The sequence below is a fragment of the Gordonia desulfuricans NBRC 100010 genome, assembly GCF_001485495.1.
In the GTDB taxonomy this organism is placed as follows: domain Bacteria; phylum Actinomycetota; class Actinomycetes; order Mycobacteriales; family Mycobacteriaceae; genus Gordonia; species Gordonia desulfuricans.
Window position 1 is genome coordinate 32,554 of sequence record NZ_BCNF01000063.1, and the last position, 26,673, is coordinate 59,226.

A 26,673-nucleotide genomic window follows, 5' to 3' on the forward strand; every position below is an offset into this window, starting at 1 on the left:
CAGGGATCGATGTCACCTCGGCCGGTGTCGGTGAACCCGGCGGCAGCGGCTTCCGGATGCCTGCCGGGTCAGTGCACGCGGGTGCGACGACGATGCGCGGCCACCCTGCGGCGCACAAAGGACACCACCAGCTCGCCGACCGCGTCGAGTGCCTCGAGCTCGGCCTGCAGCGGGGAGAGCGGCGGAACCGGCTCGCAGTGCACCGGTCTGCGGCGCCGTCCGCGGGCGCACTCGGCTTCGACGGCATCACAGCCGTACAGTCCCCGCATGATGTCGAGTCCCCACTCCGGATAGTCCGCGAGCTGCATCTCCCCTGTGCTCATGGTGACATCGTGACACGAACTATGATCTACGTCACCCAGTTGTCCCATTGCACTCCACCGGCATCCCGAGGTGGCGCGCAGGCCCCCGCACGCCCCCTCACCGGCCGTTCCGCCGCCGTGGCCGATTTCCGCCAGCTCGATCGCCGGATCGATGTCAGGGTGGAGAGGTGACCACCACCGTCGACCTCGATTTCGACCGTTGCTACCGAGCGCTGCAGGCCCGCGACACCCGGTTCGACGGACAGTTCTTCGTGGCCGTACGCACCACCGGCATCTATTGCCGGCCGTCGTGTCCATCCCGCACACCGCTGCCCCGCAACGTCGACTTCGTCGTCACCGCGGCCACCGCCCAGGCCCGCGGCTTCCGGGCATGTCTGCGGTGTCTGCCCGACGCGGTCCCCGGCTCACCCCGCTGGAATCTGGGTGCCGACCTGTCCGCGCGGGCGATGCGCCTGATCTCCGACGGCACCGTCGAACGTGACGGCGTCGGCGGACTGGCCCGGCGCCTGGGCTACTCGCAGCGTCATCTGACCCGGGTGCTCACCGCGGAACTGGGTGCCGGGCCGCTCGCCCTGGCCCGCGCACACCGGGCCACCAACGCCCGCATCCTGACCCAGTGCACCGAACTACCGATGGGTGAGGTGGCCTTTGCCGCGGGATTCGCCAGCATCCGGCAGTTCAACGACACCATCCGTGAGGTGTTCGGGGTGACACCGACGCAATTGCGGGCCCGCCGACGCGCGCCGACGCCGGCCGTCGGCGCAGATGCCTCATCCGACGACTCCCCGGTGATCGTCCTGCGCCTGGCGCATCGTCGTCCCTTCGACGCCGCCTGGCTGGGTCATCGGCTGGCCGCGCACGCGGTCGCGGGCGTGGAGGAACTCGTCCCCGATCCGGAGGGCGGCTGGTCGTATCGTCGCGTTCTCGACCTCGCCCACGGTCCCGCGCTTGCGGTGATCTCACCCGCCGACGGCTATCTGCTCACCCGCCTCGAGCACCTCGACCTGCGGGATCTGGGTGCGGCCGTCAACCGGCTGCGCCGCCTGTTCGACCTCGATGCCGACACCGCGGCGGTCGGAGAGGCGTTGTCGGCGGATGCGGTGCTGGCCCCGGTGGTGGCGGCTGCCCCGGGAGTACGGCTACCCGGCTCGGTGGACGGTGCCGAGACCGTCATCCGCACGATGATCGGTCAGCAGATCAGTGTTGCCGCGGCCCGCACCCACATCGCCGCGCTGGTCGCCCGGCTCGGCGAACCGACCGGCTGGCCGGGAGGGTGGCGCCGGTTTCCCACCGCGGCGACCATCGCGGCGTCGGGTGCCGCGGTCCTGACCGGGCCACAACGGCGAATCCGGGCGATCGTCGAGACCGCTTCGGCGATTGCCGGCGATTCGGTGGAACTACACGCGGGGGTCGCTGCGTCCGATCTACATGCACAGTTGCTCGCACTACCCGGGATCGGGCCGTGGACCGCCGATCAGGTCGCCCTGCAGATCACCGGCGATCCCGACATCCTGCTGCATCACGACCTGGTGGTGCGGCACGCCGCCGCCGACCTCGGACTCAACCTCGCCGACACCGCCCACTGGTCACCATGGCGTTCCTATGCATCCATGCATCTGTGGCGTCACCGCCTGTTCACCCCGACTCTCGCAACCCCGTCCCCTGAGGAGCACCCATGACCGATCCGCACACCACCGACGCCACCGATGTGGCCGTCTGGGCCACCGTCGTCACCCCGGACGGCGCGTTCACCGTGATCGCCGACGATGCCGCGACGGTGCTCGCATCCGGCTGGACCGACGAGCCCGAGTACCTACTCGCGCTGGTCAATCGCGCGTTGCGGCCGTCGGACCTGCGGCGCTCCGACTCTCTCGGCCCGATCGTCGCCGCCGTCGAGGCCTACTACGACGGCGACTTCGACGCCCCCGCGGCGATCCCGGTCACCCAGAAGTCCGGCCCGGTGTTGGAGAAGAACTGGGCGGCGCTGCGAACCGTGCCGGCGGGTGCGCCCATCACGTACACCGCCCTGGCCGAGCTGGCCGGTGAACCCCAGGCCATCCGGGCCGCGGCGAGCTCCTGCTCCCGCAACGCGGCCGCACTGTTCGTCCCGTGCCACCGCGTGCAACGGTTCGACGGGTCGCTGGGCGGATTCCGATACGGCCTACCGATCAAGCAGTCGCTACTGGCCCGGGAGTCCGTCCGGGCGAAGTGAGTGGGCTGTCGTCGTTCGACGCTGCTGCTCGACAAGCGCCTTGATCCGCTGATCGATCCGACGAGGAGCGCGGCGACAAGACGTGTCGAAATCTCCGCCGGCCGACCCCGCAACGCCACCACCACCTTCGAGGTGGTCACCAACACCCTCGACTCACCGGGTTTCGACACGGGTCCTCGCGATGCTCGGTCCCGGCTCAACCATCCAAAGGGGGTCGCCGACGCAGCCTTCGACAACCAAGCGACGTCAAATGGCGACCATCCACCGTGGTCACGCACCCCGCATCCGCTGATCGATCCGACGAGGAGCGCAGCGACGAGACGTGTCGAAATCTCCGCCGGCCAACCCCGCAACGCCACCACCACGTTCGAGGTGGTCACCAACACCCTCGACTCACCGGGTTTCGACACGGGGCCTCGCGATGCTCGGTCCCGGCTCAACCATCCAAAGTGGTCACGCGCCACATCCGCCGACAGCCGGCCGACGTCAGATGGCGACCGTCCAGGGCGGTGGCCGACGAGACCACCGCCGACGAAGCCCGCTCATTTCTGTCGGAGGTCTCCGGCATCATCTCGGCCATGACCCTTGCCCTCATCGCGTTCGTCGTCGGCATCCTGGCCGGCGTGGCCATCGGATGGTTCGCGGCCACCGGCCGGGCGGCGTCGGCGGTGGCCACCGCCCGCGCCGAGACCGAGGCCGTCCGCGAGTCCCAGGAGCTGGTCGGGCGGTCGTTGTCGGCGGCGTCCGAGGATGCGGCGCGACGGCAGTCCACTGCGATCGGCGCGCAGATGACCCACATCGTCGATCCGCTGCGCGCGCTCGTCGGGCAACTCGCCGAGGAACTGCGTCGGGTCGAGCAGAACCGGGTGGGCGCCTATGCCGGACTCACCGAGCAGGTCCGCGGGGTGCATGCGGCCTCCACCCGTCTCGGCGACCAGACCCGCGCACTCACCAACGCGCTGCACACCCCGCACCTGCGGGGACGCTGGGGCGAGATGCAACTCGAGCGGGTGGTGGAGCTGGCCGGTATGACGCGGCACTGCGACTTCGACACCCAGGTCACCATCGGCACCGACGAGGCCAAACGCCCGGACATGATCGTGCGTCTCGCCGGGGGACGCAGCATCGTCGTCGACGCCAAGGTGCCGCTGCACTCCTATCTCGACGCTGCCGAATGCGACGACCCGGCGCTACGTGAGGAACTCCTCGCCTCCCATGCGCAGGCCGTGCGCGCGCACATCAAGACACTCTCGTCCAAGGCCTACTGGGCGGCGCTGCCCAACAGTCCGGAGATGGTGGTCCTGTTCGTCCCGGGGGATGCCGTCCTGGAGTGGGCGGTGCGCAGCGACCCCGGACTGATCGACTTCGGCTTCGCCAAGAACGTGGTGCTGACCACACCGTCGAGTCTGGTGGCGCTGCTGCGGACGGTTGCCTTGGGGTGGCGGCACGACGCGATGGCCCGCGACGCCGCGGTGATCCACGAACTGGGTGTGGAACTGCACCATCGGCTCGAGACCGTGCTGGGCCATGTCGACCGGGTCGGGGTGTCACTGCGGCGTGCGGTGGAGGCCTACAACTCGACGGTCGGTGCCCTCGACAGCCGGGTGGGGGTCACCGCCCGCAAGCTGGCATCGTTGGAGGCACTGGGCAATCTGGACGAACCGACCAGTCCCCGCGTGATCCATGACACGATCCGTGATGCTGGCGGCGTGCACGCAGACACCTGACCTCGGTCGGGATGACCAACATGACCCGGCGGTTCACGGGAAATCGCGTCGCAACCGGTACCGTCTACTTGTGCCTTTCCCGCAGTCAAGCTCCTCGACGGTGCCCGTGGACCAGCAGTCGGTCCTGCCGAGCGTGCGCGGGGTCCCCTGGTGGGGAGCGATCCTCATCGCGACGGTCATCACCGCGATCGGTGCGATCATCGACACCTCGGCGAACAGCACCATCGGTGGTGCCTTCAACTTCTGCCAGTTGGTCGGCTGCGTCCTCGCCGCCCTCGCGGTCCGCCGCCGCGCGCTGTTCACCGCCGCCGCGCAGCCGCCGCTGATCTCGTTCGTCATCGCACTCATCGCGCTCTACGCGTCCGCCGATCAGGCGTCGGAACTGAAGTCGCTGATCCTCAAGGTGCTGCTGCCGATCGCCGGTAACTTCCCGTGGATGGCGATCACCTTCCTGGTGACCCTCGTCGTGGTGGTGGGCCGGTGGTACCTGACCCGGCCCGGCACCGACTCGCCGTTCACACGCACGTCGGCCGCCACCAAGAACCCGACCGCGAAGAACCCGACCGCGACGAGCTCGTCGGCCGCTGCTGCCAAGAAGCCTGCCGCCGGCAAGAACCCCACATCCCGGCGGGCCGACCCCGGCACCCCTCGCGCCGGACAGCACGAACGGAGCGAGCGCGGGTCCGCGAGGGCCGTCGCCGCCGAGGGTCGCACCCGCAAGGCCGACGCCGCCCGGACCCGGAAGCCGCGGCCCGACGCCACCGCGCAGGCGGCGAGCACGAACGGCACCACCGCACGCACCGACGCAACCACCAGGGCAGCCGAGGAGCCCCGCCGGGCCCAGTCCGGTGCCCGCCGTCAGTCCGGTGAACGCACCGCGGCGGGCGAGCGAGCCCAGCACGCCGAACGTGCCACGTCCGGTGAGCGAAGCCAGCAGGAGGCCCGGGCGCGACGTCGTCGGGCGGCCGAGGAGAACGCCCGCGAGGCGGCCACGACCGGTGCTGCGGGCACCGGAGCGGCAGCCGCGGGTACTCCGCGGCCCCGGCCCCGCTCCGCCGCGGCCGACCTCGACCGCTACGAGTCCGCAGCCGGCCAGACCGCCGCGGCGCCCCGTCCGGCACGGACCCGCCGACAGCACTGACGGTCCCGGCTCGGGTCCCAATCCCTGCGGCCGACCCGACGACCCGATCGGCGGCTCCAGACCACCCGCCCGGTCGTCACCGCCCGGTGAGCCAGTCCCCCAGCCGTCGGGCCGCATCGTCGACCAGCGCAGGCCAGTCCATCGCGGTCTCGTCGGCGGGGTCGCTGACGATCTTGATCAGCCGGCATTCCACCTCGAACGCCGCACACACGTGGGCGATCGCACCGCCCTCCATGTCGACGAGGTCGGCCCGCTCGGCCAGTTCGGCGCGGCGCAGGCTGTCGGCGACGAAGGTGTCGCCGGTGGCGAGCACGGTGCCGTCGCCGTCGGGCAGGTTCCAGCGGTCCACCACCGGATAGCCCATCGCGACGAGTTCGGCACTGCTGATGTCGTGCTCGATCACCTGCGACGGCACGAACAGCCCCGAGTGGTGGTCGTGGAGGGCACCGGCGGTGCCGATGTTGATCACCTGCCGGGTCTGCGGGCACGCCGACAGTTCGCGGGTCAACGCCATGGACGCCGCCACCTTGCCGATCCCGGTGATCAGCAACCGGGTTCCCTTCGGGATGTACCGGGCCTCCGAGCGGGTGGCCGACACCACCAGCACCGACGGGTCGAGCAGATCGAAGGGATGGGCGTCACGGGACGTGGGATCGACGGTCACCCGACGATTATCGCGGGGCCGGGGTCACGTCGCGTCGCCGGCCGACCGGAGAGTGGCCCGGGCGGCCCGGCCCAGTGCCTGACCGTAGGCCGGTCCGTGACCGGCGGCGTGCACCGCCAGTGGATGCAGCTGATGTAGCGGGACCCGCTCACGCCACCCCGGCCGCATCCGATGCGCGGTGAGATAGCCGTCGAGGACGGCCTCCAGATGCGGGCAGCCGAACAGCATCAGCATCGCGAGATCGGTCTCGCGGTGCCCGCCGTGTGCGGCCGGGTCGATCATCACCACACCGTCGGGTGTCCACATCACGTTGCCGCTCCACAGGTCGCCGTGCAGGCGGGCGGGCGGATCGGCGTCGTCGAAGGCCCCGGACGCGATCAGCGTGCAGGCCGCCCGGGTGGCCTCGGCGTCGGCGGTGTCGAGAAAACCGGCCTCGATCGCGGGCGCGAGGTAGGGCTCGACACGTTCGGCGGCGTAGAACTCGCCCCAGCTGTCGTGGATGACAGAGCTCAACGGCCGTTCACCGATGAACTGGCATCCGGTGTAGCCGGCCGGCGGCGCCCCGAAGGCGTCGGCACCCGCGTCGTGCATGCGGGCCAGTGCCACCCCGAAGGCGGTGGCGGCCTCCGGCGTCGGCCGGACCGTGGTCAGTCGGCGCAGCGTGATCCCGGTGGGAGACACCGACTCCACCTCGACCACCGGGGCACCGGCCGCGGCCAGCCACCCCAGACCGGCGGCCTCGGCGGCGAAGAAATCCGGGTCGACGTCGCGGCGCACCTTGCGGAAGGCGGCGTCGGGGTTCACCCGTGGTTGGACTCGACGTCGGAGCCGGTGATCGCCGAGTCCCCTTGTGCCACACGACTGATCTGCGCGAGTCGGTCGAATCGGTCGTTGGCGATGCGCATCACGACTTCGTACGGCAGCGCGAACTTGCGGGCCCACCAGTAGCCGAAGCGGATGTCGAAGGAGGTGTAGACCAGGAAGCGGTTCTTGCGAATCCCGGCCAGGATGGCCGCTGCCGCTTTCTCCGGACTCACCGCCACCTTGTGGAAGTTGTTGATCTGCTTGATGACCCGCGGGTCCTCGCGGTCGACGCCGACGATCTCGACGGTGTTCACCAAGGGAGTGTCCACACCTCCCGGGCACACCAGCGACACCCCGATGTGGTGGCGGCGCAGGTCGAAACGCAAGACCTCCGACACCCCGCGGATACCGAACTTGCTGGCGCTGTAGGCGGCATGCCACGGCAGTGCGATCAGCCCGGCCGCCGACGACACGTTGACCAGCTGTCCACCGTGTCCGCGTCGGACCATCTGGGGTACAAAGCATTCGATCACGTGGATCGGGCCCATCAGGTTGACGTCGACCATCGTCTTCCAGTGACGGTGTTCGAGATTCTCCACGGTCCCCCAGGCCGAGACACCGGCGATGTTCATCACCACGTCCATCACGCCGACCTCGGCGTCGACCTCCCCGGCGAAGCCGTGCACCCAGTCGTAGTCGGAGACGTCCCCGGCGGCATGGAACAGCACCGTCCCGCCGGCGTCGACGATCGCGGCGACCGCGGTGTCGAGGGCATCGGCGTGCAGATCGGTGAGCACCAGCTCGGCGCCGGCCCGGGCTGCGGCCTGCGCGGTGGCCAGCCCGATCCCACTCGCGGCACCGGTGATCAGGACCTTGCGGCCCCGCAGCGTCGGCACCGGCGGATCCATCCGGATCAGATCTCGAAGCGACATGCCTCGACCCTAGCCACCGATTCTGTGACGCTCAGCAGAACCGGGACAACTCTTCTCACCCACGATGCCGCTGCCGGAGCGGCGGGGCTCAGCCGATCGGGAGTTTGCCGTCGAACAATCCGTACAACACCACCAGCATCGCGTTGAGCACCTGCGCCGACGCATCCTGCCCGTCGGTCAGCAGCAGCTGGCCGATCTCGGCGGGATCGCTTGTGCCGAGCAGCTTCTGGACGAACGGCAGTACCGCCGACAGCTCGCCGTCACCCGCCTGCGGGGTGGCCTCCGGCGCGGGCGCGGCACCGAGGTTCTGCGGGCTCGGCGTCGTCGACGCGGCCGCGGCACCCTTGGCGTAGTTGACGATGCCCTCGGTGATGGCCATCGAGTACTTCAGCTGACCGTCTTTGCCGGTCAGCGCGGCGGCATCAGCCGGATTCGACAGGTTACCCATCTCGATGAACACCGCGGGCACCTTGGTCAGGTTGACCGCGGCGATGTCGGGACGGGTCTGGATGCCGTCGACGACGCCGGCGTAGTTGGCGGTGGGGAATCCCGCGCGCACAAAGGCGTCACGCATGACCGTCGACGCCTTGCGGCCCTCGCCGGACTGCACGGCGTTGACCGTGGCATCCGGGATGGGCAGGGTCGGCACGATCATGTGGAAGCCCTTCTTGGTGGCATCCGTGCCGGTGGTGGTGGAGTCGGCGTGCAGGCTCACCGCGATCGCGGCACCCGAACGGCTCGCCGCGGCGGCGCGCTCGTCGACGCAGCCGCCCCATCCGGTGTCGTCGGGACGGCTGAGCACCACTCGGGCCCCCTGGCTCTCCAGGCCGGCCTTCACCAACTGGGCGACCTCCCAGTTGATGGTGTGCTCGGGAGTCCCGTTGACGGCCGTGGCGCCGGTGGTCTGACAGTCCTTCTTGCCCCCACGACCGTCCACGACCTGCTGGGAGAGGTTGTGGCCGGCAGCACTGCCCTGGTGCCCGGGGTCGAGGAAGACGGTCTTGCCTGCCAGCGAGGTGCCGGCGGCAGGGGCCGCCGACGCCGGGGCGGTCGTCACAGCGCTGAGCACCGCGGCACCGGTCGCCACGGCAACCGCGGCGGCGGTGATCGACATCCTCATTCGCGAGAAGCGTGTCTGGGTCATCGCGGTACGGACACGGGTGCACCGGATCGGCCCCCGCGCCTCACTCCTTCCATCCAGCAACATGGGCCACAATAGTCACAGGTTTAACAGAGTCAACCCGAGGTCGACGTTCAGCGACGAAGCCGCCTGGTCCGATCGGTTTCGTTAGGCACCTGTGACGTTGCAGGTATCCACCCGAGACGTGGCCGCTCAGGCCGGCGGCAGGAATCGGGTGATGTGCAGGATGCCGTGCTCGTCGTCGGCGGTCGCCGTGGTCGCCGACGCCGCCGCCAGTTGCGCGCACACCTCGTCGCGATCGATCCCGGTACCGATCGCCACGAGTGCGGTCTGGCGGTCCTGCCCGTGCCAGGAGTCGCGGGACACGTCGACGAACCCGCCGACGGCGTGCACGACGTGACGCTGCCGGTGGCCGGGAAGGTCGAACCAGACCACTCCCTTGATCCGGTAGATCCCGGCCGGCGGACGGGTCAGAAAGCTCGCGAGTGCCCGCGGGTCCATCGCTTCCGGCGTGCAGAACTCCACCGACTCGAACGCATCGTGCAGGTGGGCGTGCCCCAGCTCCCCCACATGCCCCGACTCGCCCACATGCCCCGACTCCCCCGCGTGCGTGTCGTCGGCCTCCCGCAGCAGTGCATCGAGCGAGAGCTGGATCGGACGGTCGCCGCCGTCGTCGGGCGCGCGGGTCGGGATGTCGAAGAGCAGTGCCGGGTCGATCCGCCCGCCGGTGACGCAAAGCTGTGGTGCACTCGGGTTGAGCGCGGTGAGTTCGGTGCGGGTGGCCGTCAGGGCGTCGACGTCGACGAGGTCGGTCTTGTTGAGGACGACGAGGTCGGCCACCGCGACATGACCGTCGATCTCCGGATGGGCCCGCCGCGCGGTCTCGAACAGCGCCGCGTCCACCAGGTAGACGAGGCCGCCGTAGCGCATCCGCGGATCGGCCATCGCGGTGATCATCCGGATCAGCGACTTCGGTTCGGCGATCCCGCTGGCCTCGATCACGATGGCGTCGAGTTGCGCGGCAGGACGTGCCAGCGCCGAGAGCGCATCGTCGAGGCCGGCACGGTCGACCGCACAACACATGCAGCCGTTGGTCAGACCGACGACGTCGCCGACCTGTCCCGCAACCAGCATGGCGTCGATGTTGACCGCGCCGAAGTCGTTGACCAGCACGCCGATTCGTGCACCGGACCCACCCCGCAGAAGGTGGTTGAGCAGAGTGGTCTTACCCGCACCGAGAAACCCGGCGACCACGATCACCGGGATGGGTTCGCGCGTCACGACGGCCCCGGGCCGGCGCATTCGGTACACAGGACGGCCAGGTCGCGGCCGAGCCGGTCGGGATGATTGGCGACATTCGAGGTGGGGGTGCCGCACTCGACGCAGGTGGCGAGGACCGCCGGGTGATCGGAGAAGTCCACCGACATGCGCTTGTCGAAGACGTAGAGCGATCCTTCCCAGAGCCCGTCGTCGCCGAACTGTTCGCCGTATCGGACGATGCCGCCGTCGAGCTGATAGACCTCACCGAAGCCGCGATTGCGCATCAGCGCGGTGAGCACCTCGCAGCGCACTCCGCCGGTGCAGTAGGTGACGACCGGCCGGTCCTTGAGGTGATCGAAGGCCCCGGACTCGATCAGCGGGACGAAGTCTCGAGTGGTCTCGACGTCGGGGGTGATCGCCCCGGCGAACCGCCCGATCTGCGATTCGATGCGATTGCGACCGTCGAAGAACACCACGTCGTCGCCGCGCTCGTCGATGAGCCGGTGCAGCTCGTGTGGGTCCAGGTGCCTGCCTCCACCCACCACACCGGAATCGTCCACCTGCAGTTCGTCCGGAGCCCCGAAGGTGACGATCTCCGGCCGTACCCGCACCGACAAACGGGGAAAATCATCTCCCGTTCCCTCGGCCCATTTGATATCGGCATCGCCGAATGCGCGATATCCACGAGTGGCGCGGACATATCGCTTCACATCGGCGAGTTCGCCACCGACGGTGCCATTGATCCCATGACGTGACACGATGATCCTGCCGCGAAGCCCGAGCGACTCGCATATCGCCTCTTGCCAGAGCCGAATCGCATCGGGATCGGGCAACGGGGTGAACACGTAGAACAGGACGATCTTGGGGGTCGACACAATGCAAGGGTACGGATCACGGGGTGAGTACCGATCGCGGTGGGGGCGGGTTGCCTTTCTCGCGCTCGCGGCCATCGCCGTGATCGGCTCCGGTGCCGCGGTGGCCGCTTGTTCGTTTTCCGCCGATACCACACCGTCACCGATCGTCCTGCCCCCGACCGATGAATTGACCACCGAATCAGAACTCTCGAGTTCGAGCCGGACCACACCCCCGGATTCCGACACCCCGACGGAATTGCCGAATTGGAGCATGGGTCGTGTGATCGCGCTCGCACCGCGCGCCGACAATTCTCGATATCACCAGGGGTCCACCGGGCCGCAAACGCCACTCGAGGACACCTCGGACTATCACTTCTCCACCCCGGACCGGTCGGTCAATTGTTCCACCTTCTCCACCGGGACCCCGACGCTCGCGTGCCGGATCGCCGACGACTCGTCGAATTCGCGTCGAACATCGTCGACGGCGGCGGGCTGCAAGTGGGCTTCTGACCTGGTGATCCTCGACGCCTCCGGTCCGCAGCACGGGGCGTGTGCCGAAGAGTTCCCGGTTCTTTATCGCAGCGCGATTGTCGACTATGGGACGACCATCGCGGTGGGCAGATTCTCGTGCCTGGTCGAAAGCTCCGGCATCTATTGCCTCGAATCCCGTTCGAAGACCGGATTCTCCAGTACCGCAAAGGGTTACCAGAAGATCTACGCCAACGAAAGAGCTCCTGGCGCATTGCTGGGCACCATCGATTCCGAGTCGACGACCACCCGGACCGATAGTGCCGACGACGAGGATGTGACCACCACTACTTCACCCACGCGGTGAATTCACAGCTTTCCCACCACGCCGACCTGCGACACCCAGGAATTTCTCATTTTCCTATGCCTATAATCAACGGCGAGATTGATCGGCGTCCACCGATCACCCCAAAGAGGAAAGCCCCGGGAGGCCAGATGGCAAAGGTCCAGACCGTCCAGGTCATCGACGACATCGACGGTAAGGTACTCGACAAGTACGAAACCGTTCGTTGGGCCGTCGATGGCAAAGAGTACGAATTCGACACCTCGGTGAAGCACGCCCAGCAGTTCCGTGACTCCCTGTCGAAATACCTCGAGGTCTCCCGGACCGCGGGTACCGCTCGTAGTTCTGCGGCGAAGCGTCGTACGGCAGATGCTTCGCGAAGCAAAGAGCAAACCCAGGCCATCCGGAAATGGGCGACCAAGAACGGGTACGAGGTGAGCTCGCGCGGCCGCATTCCGGCGCACGTTCTCGAGGCCTTCGAAGCCGCTCACTGAGTCGACGACCAGAGAGGTCGCCGAGCCGAAGACCAGAGGCTTCACCGGCCGGTGCCGGGAGGGACAACCCTCCCGGCACCGGCCGTTTTCGCTGTCCGGTTGTGCCGATATGCCGGTCGTGCCGGCAACCCCGGCGGCGGGGTGCGCGCCGGAGGTGGTCCGAGTAGCCGACTCGGGACTCCCGTTCGGCGCCGGATCGGGGCAGAATTCGATCCGCACGCGCCGATGCCGACGAATCAACCCGAGTGGAGACCCGATGCCCGAGTCCGCCAGTCATCCCGACCCCGAGACCGTCGAACTCCGGCTGGCCCTCGTCTGCTACGGCGGGGTGTCCCTGGCGGTCTACATGCACGGTGTGACCAAGGAACTACACAAGCTCGTCGTGGCGTCCCGGGCGCTCGATGCCGCCCGGGTCGCCGGGGCCACGGCCAACCCGTTCCGCTCGGCCACCGATCCGACGCAGATCCTCGACGGTTTCGACTCCGAGGCCCTCTACTTCGATGCGCTGCGTCGGCTCGAGGATGCGGGCCGGCCGTTGTCGGTGGCCATCGACATCATCGGTGGCACCTCCGCCGGTGGCATCAACGGCGTGGTGCTGGCGAAGGCTCTCGCGATCAACGCGTCCCAGGATGCGCTGCGGAGTCTGTGGATCAACGAGGGCGACCTCCGCAAGCTGCTCCGCGGCCCGCAGTTCGCGGGTCTGGCCGTCCAGGCGGCCACCGCGGCGGTGTGGGCGGTGGCCAATGCGTGGCGGCCGACCTCGCTGCTGCGCTCGGATGTGATGTCGCAGAACCTGGTCCACGCGCTGGCCACCATGGATTCGAGCACTCGGCCCAATGCCGTGGTGCAGTCGTCGTCGTTGATCCCGCGGCTGCGTCGGCTCCAACTGTTCGTGACCACCACCGACCAGTCCGGATTCGATGTGGTCGTGCCCTCGGGTGCGGGCGGGATCGGGCAACGCGACCGGGCCTACGCGCAGGTGATGGAGTTCCGCAGCAGCAATCCCGATCCGCGGGTGCAACCGTCCGGCTTCGGCTCCGACGACACCCCTGCGCTCGCCTTCGCGGCGCGCGCGACGTCGGCGTTCCCGGCGGCGTTCGCCCCGGTCACCCGCAGCGGCTTCCTCCAGGAGGTCAAGAACGCGATCTCCCTGGACCCCAAGCGGTTCGGGGAGATGTTCCTGTTCCGGTATCACAGCACCGACACCGATACCGACACGTCGAGCCAACAGAAGCGGCCGTGGTGGGCGCGACTGCTCCCCCGGGGCAGCACCGTCGAGGACTCCGAGCGTCACTTCATCGACGGCGGGCTCCTCGACAACGCACCGTTCGACCTCGTGGTCGATGCGATCGCCCGCGAACCGGCACAGCACGAGGTGATCCGGCGCCTGGTGTACATCGAACCCGACCCGGGTAAGTCGCTGACCGCGGCCGTCGAGGAGTACCAGCGGCGCTCACACAGCTTCGCCGACGACCTGATGGCGATCAAGGCGCCGCTGACCAGCCACTCCTACCTGGGCGATCTGCTGCACCTGCGGGACATGAACGGGCGGATCGCCGAGATCGGCCGCATCGCCGAGCTCCAGCGCGCCGAGGTGGAGGCGGTGATCAGTCAGCGGGTCCGGGACGCCGCACAGCAGGTGGTGGAAGCCGACGCGGCGAGTTCTCCTGGCGTCGAGGCGACTCCGCCCGCCTCCTTCCTCGAACAGTTGCTGACGCTGGCGTCGGCGCAGCAGGTCTCCGACAGCTTCTATCAGGACGCCGAGACCGACCTGTCCGAGACGTGGCGGACCTACCAGCGGATGAAGGCACTGGCGATCGCCGACCGCGTGGCCGATGCGATCATCGACGTCGAACAGCTGCCACCGGAATCGTTGACCGCCAGCGCGATTCGCGACGCGTTGTCGTCGCATATGCGCGCCACCGCCGAATGGCGTGACGGTGGACAGGGACTGGCGGAGAGGTTCCTCAAACCCGCCGACACCCCCTATCGGGTCCGGCGGTACATGTTCATCATCGACGGCATCAACAAGCTCTACGGTGACGGCGGACCCGACCGCGCCGCGGTGGACAAGCTCAAGGCCGCGGTCTGGGATGAACTGACCAAACTGCACGACGCGCCGGAGAAGATCGTCACGACCATCGGTACGCGTGGCATCACCAATGCTGCGGTCGCCTATGCCGAGACCCCACGACCGGTCGGGACCGACGAGTTGCCTGCGGAGTTCACCGCGTTGCTCGACGACCTCTTCACCCGGTATGCGGCTCTGGTCGACGTCCGCATCGGCAACGACAACGACACCATCTGGTCGACGTTCCAGAAGACCGCACTGTCTGCGGTGTCGGCCGGGTCCCACGACGCGGCCGGCACACTTCGCCTCGGCGACGGCTGGACCGACGAGCACTTCCGGTTGCTGGCATCGCGCTACCTCGGTTTCCCGAAGTGGGACGGTGCCCTGTTCCCGATCACGGCGCTGTCGCGGATTCCGCAGCTGACGCCGATCCCGGTGAGCCAGTTCAGTCCGCGCCAGGCCGCCACCCTGTCCGGCCACCCCACCGCGCGTCCGGAGCTGTACGGCGCCAAGCTCGCCCACTTCGCAGCATTCCTCGAGCCCGGATACCGCGAGAGCGACTACCTCAACGGACGTCTCGACGGCGCGGACCTGATCATCCGGTTGCTCGCCGAGACCACCGGCGACGACGCCCTCGTCGCCCAGCTCGCGCGCCCTGTCCTCGACACGATCTACCGCGCCGAGATCGGCGGTCTCACCCACATCCCGGCCGAATCCCGACAGTGGCTGCAAGGGTTCTTCGGCGACTGACACCCGCCGGCCGACGACGAGCCGGTCGGCTCGCCGTCGGCCGGTGTGGGCTCACATCATGTGCTCGGGGTGCACATGCGACGGCATCAGCTGCAGCAGCGACATCCGCAATGCCATCTCGCGTCGGTTGTCGACGAGCTCGGAGTACAGGTCGTCGACGGCCGAACGGCCGAGGGCATGCGGTCCGACGATTCGGTAGCCGGCCTGGTTGAACGGGCCGAACCAGAGTTGGATGAAGAGTTTGGGGTTCAGGATCATCCGCCACATCGGCACCAGACAACCGATTTCTCGTGCGAGCGAATCGAGGTAGACGATGTTCGACGGGATCGACTCGGTGTGTCGGGGACTCAGCGCGGTCCAGTGCTCCTCCCATTTCTTCTCGCGGTCGATCACCTCGTCGATGTTCCGCGGAACCCTCAGCGTCCCACTGCACACCTGCGCGAAGTAGCGGGCCTGCATTTCCGCACAGATCGGAATGCCACCGGAGAAGGGCCGGACGAAGCCGATGAATGCGACGGTGCCCTGGTGGTCGGGGTGCAGGAAATGCTTGTACAGGTTGCGCACATTGCCGTCCCGGACCCGCAGTTCACCGATCGAGATCTCGTCGGTGCTGAATCCGGTACACAACACGATGGTGTCGAATTCGGCGGCCGTTCCGTCCTGGAACCGCACCGTGGTGCCGTCCGCATCGGCGATTCCCGAGTCGTTCAACAAGACCTTGCCGCTGGTGATGCTCGGGACGAAGCTGACGTTCTTGCTGAAGATGCTGCGTTGGGCCCAGCTGCCGTCGGGATGCGATTTCCGGTTCCAGGTCCGGATGAAGTCCCAGTTCTCGTCGGTGTGCGGGGTGTCGATGTCGAGCTGGGGCGGGTGTGCGGGTTGTCCGAACGGGTTGACGGTGGGCGCGGCCGGACGCCGGCCGGGAACCATCTTCTCCGTGAGGACCCGAAGCGCGCCGAGCGCGGTCGTGGCGATCCCGTAGATGATCGACACCACGGTGAAGACCACCTCGGCAATCGTGGTGCGGCCCCAGAACGATTCGTAGGCGAATGGGTAATCGGTTGCCCGACGGAGCATCTCGTGGTGATGGGACCGGATGGTGCCGTGGTCGGTGGTCCTGGTGCTGTTGAACACCCGCGGCAGCAGATAGGCCCGCGACCGGATGGACAACGTGGCGGTGTCGGCGACGTCTCCGATCTCCCGGACGATGTCGGCCCCGGACTCGGCGAGTCCGACGATGAGCACCTTCTTGCCCTGGAATCGCTTGTTGTTCCGGTATTCCGAGGAATGCACGATCTCGCCGGTGAAGCCCTTGATCTCGGGGATCGCCCGGTTGGGTGTCTTGAACGGTCCGGAGCAGACCGCCACCGCGTCGAAGGTCTCCTGCGATTCGACGCCGTCGTGACGCACGGTCACCGCCCACCCGCCGGAGTCCCGTCGGACGTCGGTGACCTGGCTGCCGAATCGGATCGCCGGACGGAGCCCGAAGCGGTCGGCGTATTCGGCGAGGTACCGGAAATACTGTTTGCGCGTGTAGAAGACCCGGTCGCCGGAGAACGGATGGTCGGAATAGGCCATCAGCTTCATCGAGATGGTGAGGTGAAGGTTGTCGTATGCCTTCATCTGTTCGTCGTCGCCGTTGTGCCTCAGCCACAGACCGCCGATATCCGCATTCTTGTCGAAGCAGACCACCTCATGCCCTTCGTCGAGCAGCTGTTTGATGGTCGTCAGGCCGCACGGGCCCGCTCCGACGACACACACCTTCATGAATTCCTCCGAACATGAACAAGCCCAAGTGGTGAGTGCCCGCCCGCTCGGTTGTCGGCGGCGTCGTCGAAGGCGTCGCACCGGCATCGGATAGCGGGTCGGTCAGCGGCCCGAGATCGCTCGAACCAGCGAGTGGTAAGGGTAGGCATACCAAAGCTATATGTCTACTTCTGTATCGCGTAAATCAGACAAAACACACGTAATTCATGCCCGCTCGCCGCCCGACCTCGGATTCCCGGAAATGCGTCCGGTTCCGATCCATTAGGTCTGACTAACTTTTGTCGGGTCACTTTTGTTCAGCACATTGGCAGCAACTCCACAGATTCGCTGCGAACAGCGGCCCCGAATGCACGGCCGCGAGGACCGGCCCGGCGCCACTCCCCGACCGCAGACGTTCGCCGCCGACGGCTCTCCCACGCACCGCCCGGTGGGCACTCCGCCCGCCGACCATCCACGCGGCCGACACACATTAGAGTCGAGCGGGTGACTGACCGGCGGAAATCATCGGGCGCGTCGCGCCACCAACCACGTGCGACGTCCAGCAGGGCGACATATGTGCTCATCGGCGCAGCTGTCGTGATCGTGGCGGCACTCGTGATCGGCGGCTTCGTGTGGAACGCGAACAAGCCCGATCGGGGCGAGGTCAGCGAGAAGGTGCTCAACGAGAACGCCGCACTCATCGTCGGCGAGCCGGCCGCGCCGACCACGATCGACGTGTTCGAGGACTTCATGTGCCCCGCCTGCAAGGAATTCGAATCCAAGTCCGGGCAGGCGATCGTCGACGCCGTGAACGCGGGCACCCTGCGTGTCCGATATCACATGCTGACCTTCCTCAACCGCATGTCCTCGTCGGGCGACTACTCGTCCCGAGCCGCCGGCGCACTGCAATGTGTGGGCGCCGCCAAGGACCCCGCGGTGTTCTTCCGCTTCCACACCGCCCTGTTCGACGACCAGCCGGAGGAGAACGGTTCCTCCGACCACTCCAACGCCCAGCTGGCCCAGATCGCCGCGGCCCAGGGCGCCACCCCGGCCACCCAGCAGTGCATCTCGACCGGCGCGATGGTCGCCGAAGCCGACGAGGCCGCAGAGATCTCCCGCAATCAGCTCACCAAGGCACTCGAGGGCCCTGCCGCGACCCCCACGGTCCTGCTGAACGGCGAGCCGGTTCCCGGCATCCTGGACGGCCCGGGCTGGCTGACCGAGATCCTCACCAAGGAGACCAAGTGATCGCGGCGCAGCCGTGCAGCGACCGTTTTCGGCTGCAGCCCCCTGACCAGGCGATTTGGTACCCGTAACGACGGTGGTGTAACTTTTCTCTTGCCCGCAGAGAGGGCAAACAAGAAGTTGACAAGGGGCTATGGCGCAGCTGGTAGCGCACCACACTGGCAGTGTGGGGGTCAGGGGTTCGAGTCCCCTTAGCTCCACAGAATAAAGCCAGGTCAGAGGGTAAATCCTCGGGCCTGGCTTTTTCGTCGCCGAGGCCAGTGTCCCAAGAGTGTCCCAGTGAGTCGCGGCCTACGCCGACGTCCCGAACAATGCCGCCCCGGCCGACTTGAGCGAGTCGTCGTAGGTCCGGCCGTACACCGAGACGGTCATTCTCGGGTCGTGCCCATGCCAGGCGGCGACCACCGTCGGCGGGATACCGGCGTCCAACATCACCGACACCGACGTATGTCGCACGTTGCGGAGCGTGATGGCCGGGACTCCAGCGGACGCCGCCAATCGCCGGAACCGATCCGAGTACGTCCGTGGCAGCGTCGCGGTCCCGTCGGCCTCCACCGAGACGAGTCCCGTCTCGACGTACCCGCCGCCCATCTCCACCCGCTCGGCCGACTGGGCGACGCGTAGGGCTCGCAGTGCCTCGGTGATCTCGCCCGAGATCGGTAGGGTGCGGTACCCGCGTGCCGTCTTTGGCTCGGCGGTGTCGATGAACGTCGCGGTGACTTCGACGCGCCCCTGGGCGACGGTGATCGTCCCCGCGTCGAGATCCACGTCTTTCCAGCGGAGACCGAGCACCTCGGACCGGCGGAGCCCGCACAGCGTAAGGAGCCAGCACGCCGCCAAGCGGTCCTCGGCCGCGTGTTTGCGGAACAGGTTGGCCTCCTCGCGCGTCCAGACGTCGAGGTCCTCGGAGGTGCGACGCTTGGCCTTGGGCGGCTCCACGAACTCGGCCGGGTCGCGGGCGATGATCCCCTGTCGGTGCGCGTCCTTGGTCACCTGTCGGAGCACGGCGAGAACCAACCGGGCCGAGTCGGCAGAATACGGCCGCCCGTCGCGCCGGGTGAGCCCGCCGAGGAACTTGTCTATATGCGCCTTGGTCAACTTCTGGAGTTCCAGGCCGCCGAGTTCGCGGACGATCGGCTTCGCGGCGTCGGTGTAGTTGCGCAACGTATTCGGCCGGATATCGCGCTTGCCTGCCAGCCATGCCTCGACGTGCTCGGCCACCGTGACACGAGAGCGGCCGACGTAGGAGCCCGAAGTCACCTCGGTAGTTATCCTTCTGTACTCCTTACGGGCCTCGGTCAGCGTGCGATAGGTGAACCGACGCCGGTCCCGGCTCCCGTCTGGCTTCACGCCGACGTCGGCGCGGAACTCGTAGCTCACGGTGCCGTTCTTGGCCGTGCGTCGGGTGATCGGCTCGGACCGGCGGGTCCGCTTCTCCTCGTTCATCGGTTGTTCTCCGGATTCTTGCGTCGGGGAAGCTCGTCCTCGTCCAGGTAGCCGAGATCCTTGGCCTTGCGTATCCAGCGGTCCAGGGTCGGCACGGTGGTATGCATGTCACCGGCGACGGTCTCCCGGACCGGGAACCCGGCGACGACGGCCGCCCTTACGCGCTGGGCCACCTCCTGAAAGTGCGAGTCGGGGAGTTTGCCTCGGGCGGTCCGCTCCTCGGGACGTTGCTTAGCGGCCGACGCGAGACGTCGATACTCGGCGTCGGCCTCGGCGGGATCGTCCATATGCTCCAAGGCTGTTTGAGTCCCGACGTCGAGGAGTGGCGTCCCGAACTTGCCGTCGTGCGTATACGCGAACTTCGCCGCCGCGTGTGCTAGGCGTCGGGAGGGTATGGCGCGCAACGTTTCTGGCGAAATCGCGGCGTCGGTCTCGGAGCGGATCTGGAGGTCCACCAGACGCGGCCCGCCTTTCCCGGTGACGACGCCGACGACGTACTGGTGATCGTGGCCGTGGAGGGTCACGCGGATACCGGCGAGGTCGCCGGGAGATCCCTCCACCCGGTCTACGTGGATCACGTCGCCGGTTCGCTTCTCTTCTCGGTGTGTGCGCATGTTGATAGCTTAACGTACTCGACACTTCGCAATCAATAGCCCACGCTTGAGTCATGAAAACACAACGCCATGCGCCACTGGACATAAACGAACTCCGCACCATTCCGACGGTCTCGGTCGAGCGCGCCGGGGAGTACCTCGGCGTCTCGCGGGCCTACGCCTACCTCATGGCCCGAGAGGGTCGGCTCCCGGTAATCCACCTCGGCCCTCGCCGGGTACGCGTGCCGTCGGCCAAGTTGCTCGCAATGCTGGGCGTGGACGCATGAGCGCGGCCGTCGTGTTCGCCCTCGTGCTCGTCGCGCTCGCGGCCTGGCCAGTCGGGACCGCCCTCGGTTCCCTCGCGGGGCGTCGGCCGCGCCACTTCTGACTACCAACCCACATGCATAGGACACGCCAATGCCTTTGCGGCACAACCTATCTGAGAAACAGGAGACCTAGCGTGTCCAGAAACGAAAGCACCGTCGGAACACTGTCCGACGGCACTCCCGATCTGCTCGATGAGATGGTCCGCCAAACCGTCGCCACCGATCACTCAGCCAACTCAAAAGCGAGTAAGCCCAGGGTAACGGCTCACGGATCGACCACCAAGCACGACGACCCGGTGGTGTGGGTCAACCTAACCCGCCGCGACGCGACCCCGTTCGACTCGGTGCCCGATCGAAAGATCGTCAACCGATCCGGCGCGAACCCGCTCGGGATCGAGTGGTCGCGGTACGCGGGCCACGAGATCCACGTCGTCGTCGCCTCGGACGACCTGACCGGCGGGCTATCGGGTCCGCTCGATCAGCCGTTGACCGACCCCGAGGTTCTGGACGAGCTGGCTCGTGAGGCGACGGTGAGCGGAGGTGCCGACCCCGACGACCGTAATCCCGATATGCACCTGCACATCGTGGACCCCACCGGGCCACCGCTGGGGGCCTACCCGATCACGCCGCTGGAGCCACTGGTCGATCGTGACCGTAAGAAGCTGTTCACCGGCCGCACCGTAGCCGAGGCCCGGGAGCGGGCGGCGTTGGTACGCCGACGGACCAGCGCCGACGCCTCCGACCGATTCGAGGCCGAGAAGCTCGCCGCCACTGGCGGGACGGTCGTGGCGTTGTCTGACGCCGATGAGGTCACCAGCCGACCAGTGAAAGCGCTGATCGCCGGTCACCTCGTCAGCGGTACTAGTGCGATGTTCACGGCTCCGAACAACACCGGCAAGACGGCCGTGGCTACGGATATGGGTCTGTGCATATCGACGGGGACGCCGTGGGGATCGGACTACACCACGCGCGGCCGCGTGGCGTACCTGGTCGGTGAGGGCGGAGGGGACGCCTTCCGGGTCCGGGTGGACGCCTGGCTCAACCACCACGGCAAGACGTGGGACGACATACGGGGATGGTTCAAGGTGGTGGACCCCTCGCCGCACTTCCAGTCACCCGCGTGGGACGCCCTGACGACCGCCCTGGCGCGTTTCGACCCTGACCTCATCATCATCGACACGTTGACCGCTCACCAGTCCAGCACTGACGAGAACGCGACGTCGGCCGCGACCGCCACCCAGGCCAAGCTCCAGCGGATTCGCCAGCTCACCGGCGCGGCGACCCTCATCCTTCATCATCCAGGGCGACAAGGTGCCCAGGGGCGCGGATCGGGAACGTGGGAGGACAGCGCCGAGTCGGTATTCCGCTTGTCGGCCAAAGGGAACCGGCTCCACCTGACGACGGCCAAGCAACGCAGTTTCCCACGAGCTGCGCCTCGTGAACTGCGCCTGGCAGAGGTGGCCGTCGATCACGCCGTCTACCCGACAGCGCCGGTAGTCGTCCACGAGGAGCCCGAGGTCCAGGACTCGACCGTGACGGAGCTGCACGAGCAACGGGCCGCTAAGCGGGAGGCCGACGCCGCCGAGGAGGCCAGCGCCAAGCTGGAGGCCGCGCGGTCGGTGGTGGTAGCCATCGTCACCGACTCGGGGCCGGTGAGCCAGAAGCGGCTAGAGGACCTCGCCAAGGCCGCTGGCCTGGCACCGCGTCGAGCGGTTCGAGACGCCTACGCCTCGCTCGTGGACGACGGCACTTTCACCGAGACCAACGGCGACCGAGGGGCCATTCTCTACCGCTTGGCGAGCCCGTCGTGACCTCGCCAACGACCTCGCCAAGGCCCCACCTCGCCGCGAGGTCACGGCGAGGTCAGGCGGCGAGGTCAGGCGGCGAGGTCAAAACCGACTCTCACCAGCATCAACGCCATAAACACCACCACCTCGCCGCACCTCGCCATCGACCTCGCCATCGACCTCGCCGCCGGTCCCCCCTCTCCCGTAGGGAGGGGGCCAGCGGTTGGCGAAGTGGGCGAACTGGCGCGAGCAGACGAACAGAACTCCAAACCAACCACCAACCCAACGGGCGGCATGGGCTACCCGAGCAAGGAGCACCGCGTGGGTAGGCCACAAGCAATCCACGGCAAGACTGCCCACGAGGGACCTGTCGCGCTCATCGCGGCGATTGTCGCCGGATCGGCAGATCTGCGCGGTGCCGCCTGTGTCGGTCGTGGTCCGCTGTTCGACCCCGATCGCACGGCCGAGGCGCTCGGCTTCCGTACGGCTCTTGACCGAGAGCGAGCCGTCGAGGCGCTGTGTATCGGTTGCCCGGTCCGCTCCTCCTGCTGGGCCTGGGCGACCTCGATCCCAGGCAACCGTGTGACCGGACCGACGGCCGCGAGTACCTCGATCGCCGGTGCTATGCGCTGGCGTGGGCCTCGGCGGCGTGCTGCTCCTGCTCCGGCACCCGGGGAGCCCGAGAGCGGGATCGAGGCCCAGCGGCCAGCGCAGCGGCGCGGCGCACGGTCCAAGGTCCGGCCGTCGATCAATCGCAAGCGACGACGGAACCGGCGCAGACGATGAGTGCGACAACGTGCTCGATCGAGCAATGCGACCGCACGGTCTCGGCGCGTGGGCTCTGCTCCCGCTGCTATCTCCGCCGATGGCGAGCTGACGAGCTTGACCCGCCGACCGTCGCGCCTCGCGTCGATCTCGTCGGCCGCCGGTTCGGGGATCTCGTGGCCACCGGCTGGGATGGCGGGCGTCGGCGGTGGCGGTGTGAGTGTGACTGCGGTCGTGCTCGGCTCGTGGCGACGGCACGACTCACCGGCGGCGCGGTCCGTAGCTGCGGTCACCACCACGCTCGTCGTCCTCGCGGGTCGCCCGACACTTGACCCGTGTTCGAGCGGGTCGTCTAGGCCCAGGGGGGTCGGTGCCACGAACTCGCGACCTCTTTCCCAGCTCCGCCGGTTACCTGGCGTTTGAAAAACGCGGACCTCTGACCAGCGCATATTCCGCTACTGAAAATGACCACCAATATCAACAAGGAGCATTCGCTATGAGCAAGCCATCTCCCGACGCCGACCGTCTCGCCGCGCTGGTCGCTCGGATCATCCTCGCGGCACAGGACGGCGACCGCGAGAACCTCGCCAGAATCACCGACGAGGCCGAGCGGGCGGGCCTGGGCGGCCGTCTCGCCGGTGTCCTGGCCACGGTCCTCGCGGACCACCTGCCAGCCGAGCGAGTGGTGGCGATGGCCTCGGCTCACCTCGACGCGCTCGCCGGGGAGGCCGGTCGATGAGCGCGCCCGAGATCGTCGGCGCTCGTCTGATCGAGGAGAGCCACACGACCGGACGAGGCGGTAAACGGCATTGGCACAGCACCTACCGCGCCGACGACGGCGGCGAGATCGTCATAACCCGGCACCGCGACCGAACGGCGTTGGTGACCGTGCTCGACGCTGACGGATCTCGACGGGAGTTCCGCGAGTCCAACGCCGGTGACGATCGTTGGCTACTCGCCGTCGTCGGCTACCGCCTCCAGGCCGCGTGACCCGGTAACATCAGTGTCGGAGCACGTCGCCAGATCGGCCGCCATCGTCCCAGCGGGACGGCCCGCGTAGTCCGACCGCGAACGCTATCCGACACGAAACTCCCAGGGGGAGTTCATATTTCGTGTTCGTTGATTCACTCCATTTCTCATCCCTCAAGGAGGGTTATCCCGTGCATACCAAGCACAAGACCGTCGCTCTGACGGGAATCAAGACCAGCGGCCTCGGTGAAGGCCAGTTCGAGGGCTTCGCCTCGGTATTCGACCACCTCGACCACCAGGGCGATATCGTCCGGCGTGGAGCGTTCAGCAAGAGCCTGGACTCCGGCCGCGTGACGCCCCTCATCTGGGAACACCAGAGCAAGGACCCTCGCGCGTTCGTCGGTGAGGTCAAGTCCGCCGAGGAGACCGACGAAGGGCTCAAGATCGTTGGACAGTTCGACATGGACACCGACGCCGGACAGGCGGCCTACAGGCAGGTGAAGGCCCGCCGCGTGGGAGCGCTCTCGATCGGTTACTCGGTGCGAGACCAGCGCAAGAGCGCCGACGGCGCGAACGAGCTACTCGACCTCGACCTGGCCGAGATCTCGATCGTCTCTCGACCGGCGAACGACCGAGCACTCATCGGCGCGGTGAAGTCGGGAGAGGCGTCGGACAAGTCCGGGACCTCTCGACTGGTCAAGGCCCGTGCTGCTGCGGCCGAGTTCGTCGCGGCCGACGAGACCGACGACAAGGCCGACGAGCCCGAGGATCTCGACCAGACGCTCGGTGAGCGGCTCGTGGATTACCTGGAGAACGCTCTGGCGTCGGCCAAGGAACTGATCGACGCCGCCGAGAGCGAGGGCCGCGACTTGTCCGAGGACGAGGCCAAGTCCGTCGAGCGACACCACCGAAACGCCCGGATCACCAAGACCGAGATCGAGGAATGGCGGAGCTACACGCCCGCCCAGCGGCTTGGGACCCAGTTCTACCGCGACGTCATTTCGACCAAGGCCGTCACCGCCGAGGACTTCGAGCAGCGTTGGGGCACCGAGCAGAACCCGAGCGAACGCCTCGTCAAGTTCGACGCCAGCAAGACCACCCATACCAAGGCCACCAAGGAGGCCCCCGCCATGAACGAAACCGGCTCTTCCTAATTCAGAGTGCGCGCAGGCTTTCTGCGAGTTGGCCGGAGTGGATGAGTGACCGCAAGATGTAGTGGGTGAGGTTACGGAACCCGAGGGCGATGCCGCGCAGATGCTCGAGGCGCCCGTTGATGGCTTCGACTGGGCCGTTGGAGGCGCCGGTATCGAAGTAGGCGAGGATCTCGGCCCGTCGTGACCACAACGAACGCCCGAGTTGGGCCAGCTCTGATAGTCCGGCGGGCACGCCGGTCTTGATCTTCTTGAGCAGCTTGTACATTGCGATCTTGCTGTCCCGCTTGGTGGGTTGCTCGTAGGCATCGATCAACTCCTGGTAGATCGCGTAGGTGACCGCAACGGCCACGTGCTCCTCGCGGGCATCGAGGCCGCCGCGCAGCCGAGTCTTCTGCTTGTCGGTGAGCAACCCGATCCGGGTCAACAAGGTGCGACGGATGCCGTAGAGCGGATCCCCGGATCGACCGCGATGCCCGCACGTATCTTGTTGCACGCGTTGACGACACAAGGTCAATTTCTCCGCTGCCAGATGCACGACGTGGAAGGGGTCCATCACCACACGCGCCTTGTCGAGGGCTTCGGCAGTGGCGGTGCGATACCCGGTGAACCCGTCCATCGTGACCACCCGAATCCGGTCGCGGAACCCCTGATCCCGCGCGCCGAGCCAGTCTTTGAGCGCGGCTTTGGAGCGGCCGGCGACCATATCCAGCAACCGGGCCGGGCCGGTTCCATCCACGATCGGGGTGAGATCGACCAGGACGGTCACGAAATTCGGATCACCCTTGCCGCGAACGTGTTTCCACTTGTGCTCATCGACCCCGAGGACCCGCACACCGGCCAACCGGGCCGGTGCAGCAGCCAGCTTCTTGACCGCGGCCAGGGCGAGGGTGTTGACGGTGTTCCAGCTCAACCCGACCGCAGCCGCGACGGCCTTCACACTCATCTTGTCGCTGATCATCGCTCGCATGATCCAGGTGGTGGTGCGGCGGGTGACCTGCGCCCTCGGCGCCACGATGGCGCTGATGTCGGCACGAAACACCGACGTCGTGCAGTCGGTGGCGGCACACACATAGCGCGGCACCGACAGGTGCAGCCGGGTCGGATGCCCGACGATGGGCAGATCGGCGACCTCACGGTCGACATGATCACGCAGCCGACCCGCCTGCCCGCACGTCGGGCAGGTGTTCTTCGGGTCCAGGAGCTGGCAAAACAAGTGGGTACGGTCCTCGCCGTCGATGGCGGCATCGGTGATCGTGACGCCGAGTTCGATCGTGCGGCAAATCGTGTCGGCAATAGCGCTACGCTGCGTCATGGGTCCTGTTGGTGTTCGGATGGGTGTGTGAGAGCTTTCATCTTCACACCACAGGACCCGCCACGAGCCCAGCGGCTCACCACCGAATCGGACCTACATCTAGTGGACTCGCACACCCATTCGGGCACTCTCAATCAGGAAGAGCC

Annotated in this window: 24 protein-coding genes and 1 tRNA gene; 14 read left to right on the forward strand and 11 right to left on the reverse strand. The window is 67.4% G+C overall.

Features of this window, described 5'->3' with window-relative positions; genetic code table 11:
• Window positions 1–68: 68 nt before the first annotated feature.
• Window positions 69–323, reverse strand: coding sequence for a hypothetical protein (locus GD1_RS10970; protein WP_053778707.1), 255 nt, complete (start codon window positions 321–323; stop codon window positions 69–71).
• Window positions 324–490: 167 nt separating this feature from the next.
• On the opposite strand from GD1_RS10970, the gene GD1_RS10975 reads away from it, so the two are divergent.
• The 4 genes from GD1_RS10975 (at window position 491) to GD1_RS10990 (ending at window position 5,403) form a co-directional block, all read left to right on the forward strand.
• Complete coding sequence (locus GD1_RS10975) at window positions 491–2,002, forward strand: Ada metal-binding domain-containing protein (RefSeq protein ID WP_059037034.1); 1,512 nt, start codon at window positions 491–493, stop codon at window positions 2,000–2,002.
• On the forward strand, window positions 1,999–2,535 hold the full coding sequence (locus tag GD1_RS10980; protein ID WP_059037035.1) for a methylated-DNA--[protein]-cysteine S-methyltransferase: 537 nt from the start codon (window positions 1,999–2,001) through the stop codon (window positions 2,533–2,535). Before GD1_RS10975 ends, GD1_RS10980 begins: the two co-directional genes overlap by 4 nt.
• A 578-nt stretch (window positions 2,536–3,113) precedes the next feature.
• A complete protein-coding gene (locus GD1_RS10985; protein ID WP_059037059.1) occupies window positions 3,114–4,262 on the forward strand; it encodes a DNA recombination protein RmuC in 1,149 nt (382 codons plus the stop codon).
• A 106-nt stretch (window positions 4,263–4,368) separates the two neighbouring features.
• Window positions 4,369–5,403 carry a DUF6542 domain-containing protein gene (locus GD1_RS10990; RefSeq protein ID WP_059037036.1) on the forward strand — a complete coding sequence of 345 codons (1,035 nt, stop codon included), beginning with the start codon at window positions 4,369–4,371 and terminating at the stop codon, window positions 5,401–5,403.
• 76 nt (window positions 5,404–5,479) lie between these two features.
• Here the strand turns inward: GD1_RS10990 and GD1_RS10995 are convergent, their stop codons facing one another.
• The 6 genes from GD1_RS10995 to trhO all read right to left on the reverse strand — a co-directional run bounded on the left by GD1_RS10995 (window position 5,480) and on the right by trhO (window position 11,079).
• On the reverse strand, window positions 5,480–6,067 hold the full coding sequence (locus tag GD1_RS10995; RefSeq protein ID WP_244882665.1) for a nucleosidase: 588 nt from the start codon (window positions 6,065–6,067) through the stop codon (window positions 5,480–5,482).
• Between the two features lie 24 nt (window positions 6,068–6,091).
• The gene (locus GD1_RS11000) at window positions 6,092–6,871 is read right to left on the reverse strand and encodes a fructosamine kinase family protein (RefSeq protein ID WP_059037037.1); all 780 of its coding nucleotides are present in this window, start codon (window positions 6,869–6,871) and stop codon (window positions 6,092–6,094) included.
• On the reverse strand, window positions 6,868–7,803 hold the full coding sequence (locus GD1_RS11005; protein WP_059037038.1) for an SDR family oxidoreductase: 936 nt from the start codon (window positions 7,801–7,803) through the stop codon (window positions 6,868–6,870). Before GD1_RS11005 ends, GD1_RS11000 begins: the two co-directional genes overlap by 4 nt.
• 88 nt (window positions 7,804–7,891) lie before the next feature.
• Window positions 7,892–8,917, reverse strand: coding sequence for an N-acetylmuramoyl-L-alanine amidase (locus GD1_RS11010; RefSeq protein ID WP_373855311.1), 1,026 nt, complete (start codon window positions 8,915–8,917; stop codon window positions 7,892–7,894).
• 219 nt (window positions 8,918–9,136) lie between these two features.
• Window positions 9,137–10,225 carry a CobW family GTP-binding protein gene (locus GD1_RS11015; protein ID WP_059037061.1) on the reverse strand — a complete coding sequence of 363 codons (1,089 nt, stop codon included), beginning with the start codon at window positions 10,223–10,225 and terminating at the stop codon, window positions 9,137–9,139.
• Complete coding sequence (gene trhO, locus GD1_RS11020; protein ID WP_053778714.1) at window positions 10,222–11,079, reverse strand: oxygen-dependent tRNA uridine(34) hydroxylase TrhO; 858 nt, start codon at window positions 11,077–11,079, stop codon at window positions 10,222–10,224. The genes GD1_RS11015 and trhO overlap by 4 nt, the downstream gene beginning before the upstream one ends.
• A gap of 259 nt (window positions 11,080–11,338) precedes the next feature.
• Between trhO and GD1_RS11025 the strand changes: the two genes are divergently transcribed.
• The 3 genes from GD1_RS11025 (at window position 11,339) to GD1_RS11035 (ending at window position 15,184) form a co-directional block, all read left to right on the forward strand.
• Window positions 11,339–11,893 carry a hypothetical protein gene (locus GD1_RS11025; protein WP_174519040.1) on the forward strand — a complete coding sequence of 185 codons (555 nt, stop codon included), beginning with the start codon at window positions 11,339–11,341 and terminating at the stop codon, window positions 11,891–11,893.
• Between the two features lie 128 nt (window positions 11,894–12,021).
• Window positions 12,022–12,363, forward strand: coding sequence for a histone-like nucleoid-structuring protein Lsr2 (locus GD1_RS11030; RefSeq protein WP_020793321.1), 342 nt, complete (start codon window positions 12,022–12,024; stop codon window positions 12,361–12,363).
• Between the two features lie 256 nt (window positions 12,364–12,619).
• Window positions 12,620–15,184: a patatin-like protein gene (locus tag GD1_RS11035; RefSeq protein ID WP_059037041.1), complete on the forward strand. Its 2,565-nt coding sequence runs from the start codon at window positions 12,620–12,622 to the stop codon at window positions 15,182–15,184.
• A 51-nt stretch (window positions 15,185–15,235) separates the two neighbouring features.
• On the opposite strand, the gene GD1_RS11040 is transcribed toward GD1_RS11035, so the two are convergent.
• Window positions 15,236–16,951, reverse strand: coding sequence for a flavin-containing monooxygenase (locus GD1_RS11040; protein WP_059037042.1), 1,716 nt, complete (start codon window positions 16,949–16,951; stop codon window positions 15,236–15,238).
• Between the two features lie 483 nt (window positions 16,952–17,434).
• Here GD1_RS11040 and GD1_RS11045 point away from each other — a divergent pair, with 483 nt between their 5' ends.
• Both GD1_RS11045 and GD1_RS11050 read left to right on the forward strand, forming a co-directional pair.
• Window positions 17,435–18,178: a DsbA family protein gene (locus tag GD1_RS11045; RefSeq protein ID WP_174519041.1), complete on the forward strand. Its 744-nt coding sequence runs from the start codon at window positions 17,435–17,437 to the stop codon at window positions 18,176–18,178.
• A gap of 124 nt (window positions 18,179–18,302) precedes the next feature.
• Window positions 18,303–18,375, forward strand: a tRNA-Ala gene (locus tag GD1_RS11050).
• 91 nt (window positions 18,376–18,466) lie between these two features.
• Here the strand turns inward: GD1_RS11050 and GD1_RS11055 are convergent.
• Both GD1_RS11055 and GD1_RS11060 read right to left on the reverse strand, forming a co-directional pair.
• Window positions 18,467–19,621: a site-specific integrase gene (locus GD1_RS11055; RefSeq protein ID WP_059037043.1), complete on the reverse strand. Its 1,155-nt coding sequence runs from the start codon at window positions 19,619–19,621 to the stop codon at window positions 18,467–18,469.
• Window positions 19,618–20,235 (reverse strand): hypothetical protein, encoded by a 618-nt coding sequence (locus tag GD1_RS11060; protein ID WP_059037044.1) that lies wholly within the window; start codon window positions 20,233–20,235, stop codon window positions 19,618–19,620. The genes GD1_RS11055 and GD1_RS11060 overlap by 4 nt, the downstream gene beginning before the upstream one ends.
• Before the next feature lie 53 nt (window positions 20,236–20,288).
• On the opposite strand from GD1_RS11060, the gene GD1_RS25640 reads away from it, so the two are divergent.
• The 5 genes from GD1_RS25640 (at window position 20,289) to GD1_RS11085 (ending at window position 25,215) form a co-directional block, all read left to right on the forward strand.
• Entirely contained in the window at window positions 20,289–20,501 is a 213-nt protein-coding gene (locus GD1_RS25640) for a helix-turn-helix transcriptional regulator (protein ID WP_059037045.1), read from the forward strand.
• Between the two features lie 173 nt (window positions 20,502–20,674).
• A complete protein-coding gene (locus GD1_RS11070; RefSeq protein WP_162128903.1) occupies window positions 20,675–22,351 on the forward strand; it encodes an AAA family ATPase in 1,677 nt (558 codons plus the stop codon).
• A gap of 1,237 nt (window positions 22,352–23,588) precedes the next feature.
• Window positions 23,589–23,831 carry a hypothetical protein gene (locus tag GD1_RS11075; RefSeq protein ID WP_059037047.1) on the forward strand — a complete coding sequence of 81 codons (243 nt, stop codon included), beginning with the start codon at window positions 23,589–23,591 and terminating at the stop codon, window positions 23,829–23,831.
• Window positions 23,828–24,082, forward strand: coding sequence for a hypothetical protein (locus GD1_RS11080; protein WP_059037048.1), 255 nt, complete (start codon window positions 23,828–23,830; stop codon window positions 24,080–24,082). The genes GD1_RS11075 and GD1_RS11080 overlap by 4 nt, the downstream gene beginning before the upstream one ends.
• Before the next feature lie 122 nt (window positions 24,083–24,204).
• Window positions 24,205–25,215: an HK97 family phage prohead protease gene (locus tag GD1_RS11085; RefSeq protein WP_162128904.1), complete on the forward strand. Its 1,011-nt coding sequence runs from the start codon at window positions 24,205–24,207 to the stop codon at window positions 25,213–25,215.
• Window position 25,216: 1 nt separating this feature from the next.
• Here the strand turns inward: GD1_RS11085 and GD1_RS11090 are convergent, their stop codons facing one another.
• Window positions 25,217–26,527, reverse strand: coding sequence for an ISL3 family transposase (locus tag GD1_RS11090; RefSeq protein ID WP_059037050.1), 1,311 nt, complete (start codon window positions 26,525–26,527; stop codon window positions 25,217–25,219).
• Between the last annotated feature and the right edge of the window lie 146 nt (window positions 26,528–26,673).

Coding starts and splice junctions, on each gene's coding strand:
- GD1_RS10970 (WP_053778707.1), bottom strand. CDS start 323: ATGAGCACAGGGGAGATGCAGCTCGCGGACTATCCGGAGTGGGGACTC.
- GD1_RS10980 (WP_059037035.1), top strand. CDS start 1,999: ATGACCGATCCGCACACCACCGACGCCACCGATGTGGCCGTCTGGGCC.
- GD1_RS10985 (WP_059037059.1), top strand. CDS start 3,114: ATGACCCTTGCCCTCATCGCGTTCGTCGTCGGCATCCTGGCCGGCGTG.
- GD1_RS11005 (WP_059037038.1), bottom strand. CDS start 7,803: ATGTCGCTTCGAGATCTGATCCGGATGGATCCGCCGGTGCCGACGCTG.
- GD1_RS11010 (WP_373855311.1), bottom strand. CDS start 8,917: ATGTCGATCACCGCCGCCGCGGTTGCCGTGGCGACCGGTGCCGCGGTG.
- GD1_RS11030 (WP_020793321.1), top strand. CDS start 12,022: ATGGCAAAGGTCCAGACCGTCCAGGTCATCGACGACATCGACGGTAAG.
- GD1_RS11035 (WP_059037041.1), top strand. CDS start 12,620: ATGCCCGAGTCCGCCAGTCATCCCGACCCCGAGACCGTCGAACTCCGG.
- GD1_RS11040 (WP_059037042.1), bottom strand. CDS start 16,951: ATGAAGGTGTGTGTCGTCGGAGCGGGCCCGTGCGGCCTGACGACCATC.
- GD1_RS11055 (WP_059037043.1), bottom strand. CDS start 19,621: ATGAACGAGGAGAAGCGGACCCGCCGGTCCGAGCCGATCACCCGACGC.
- GD1_RS11060 (WP_059037044.1), bottom strand. CDS start 20,235: ATGCGCACACACCGAGAAGAGAAGCGAACCGGCGACGTGATCCACGTA.
- GD1_RS25640 (WP_059037045.1), top strand. CDS start 20,289: ATGAAAACACAACGCCATGCGCCACTGGACATAAACGAACTCCGCACC.
- GD1_RS11075 (WP_059037047.1), top strand. CDS start 23,589: ATGAGCAAGCCATCTCCCGACGCCGACCGTCTCGCCGCGCTGGTCGCT.
- GD1_RS11080 (WP_059037048.1), top strand. CDS start 23,828: ATGAGCGCGCCCGAGATCGTCGGCGCTCGTCTGATCGAGGAGAGCCAC.
- GD1_RS11090 (WP_059037050.1), bottom strand. CDS start 26,527: ATGACGCAGCGTAGCGCTATTGCCGACACGATTTGCCGCACGATCGAA.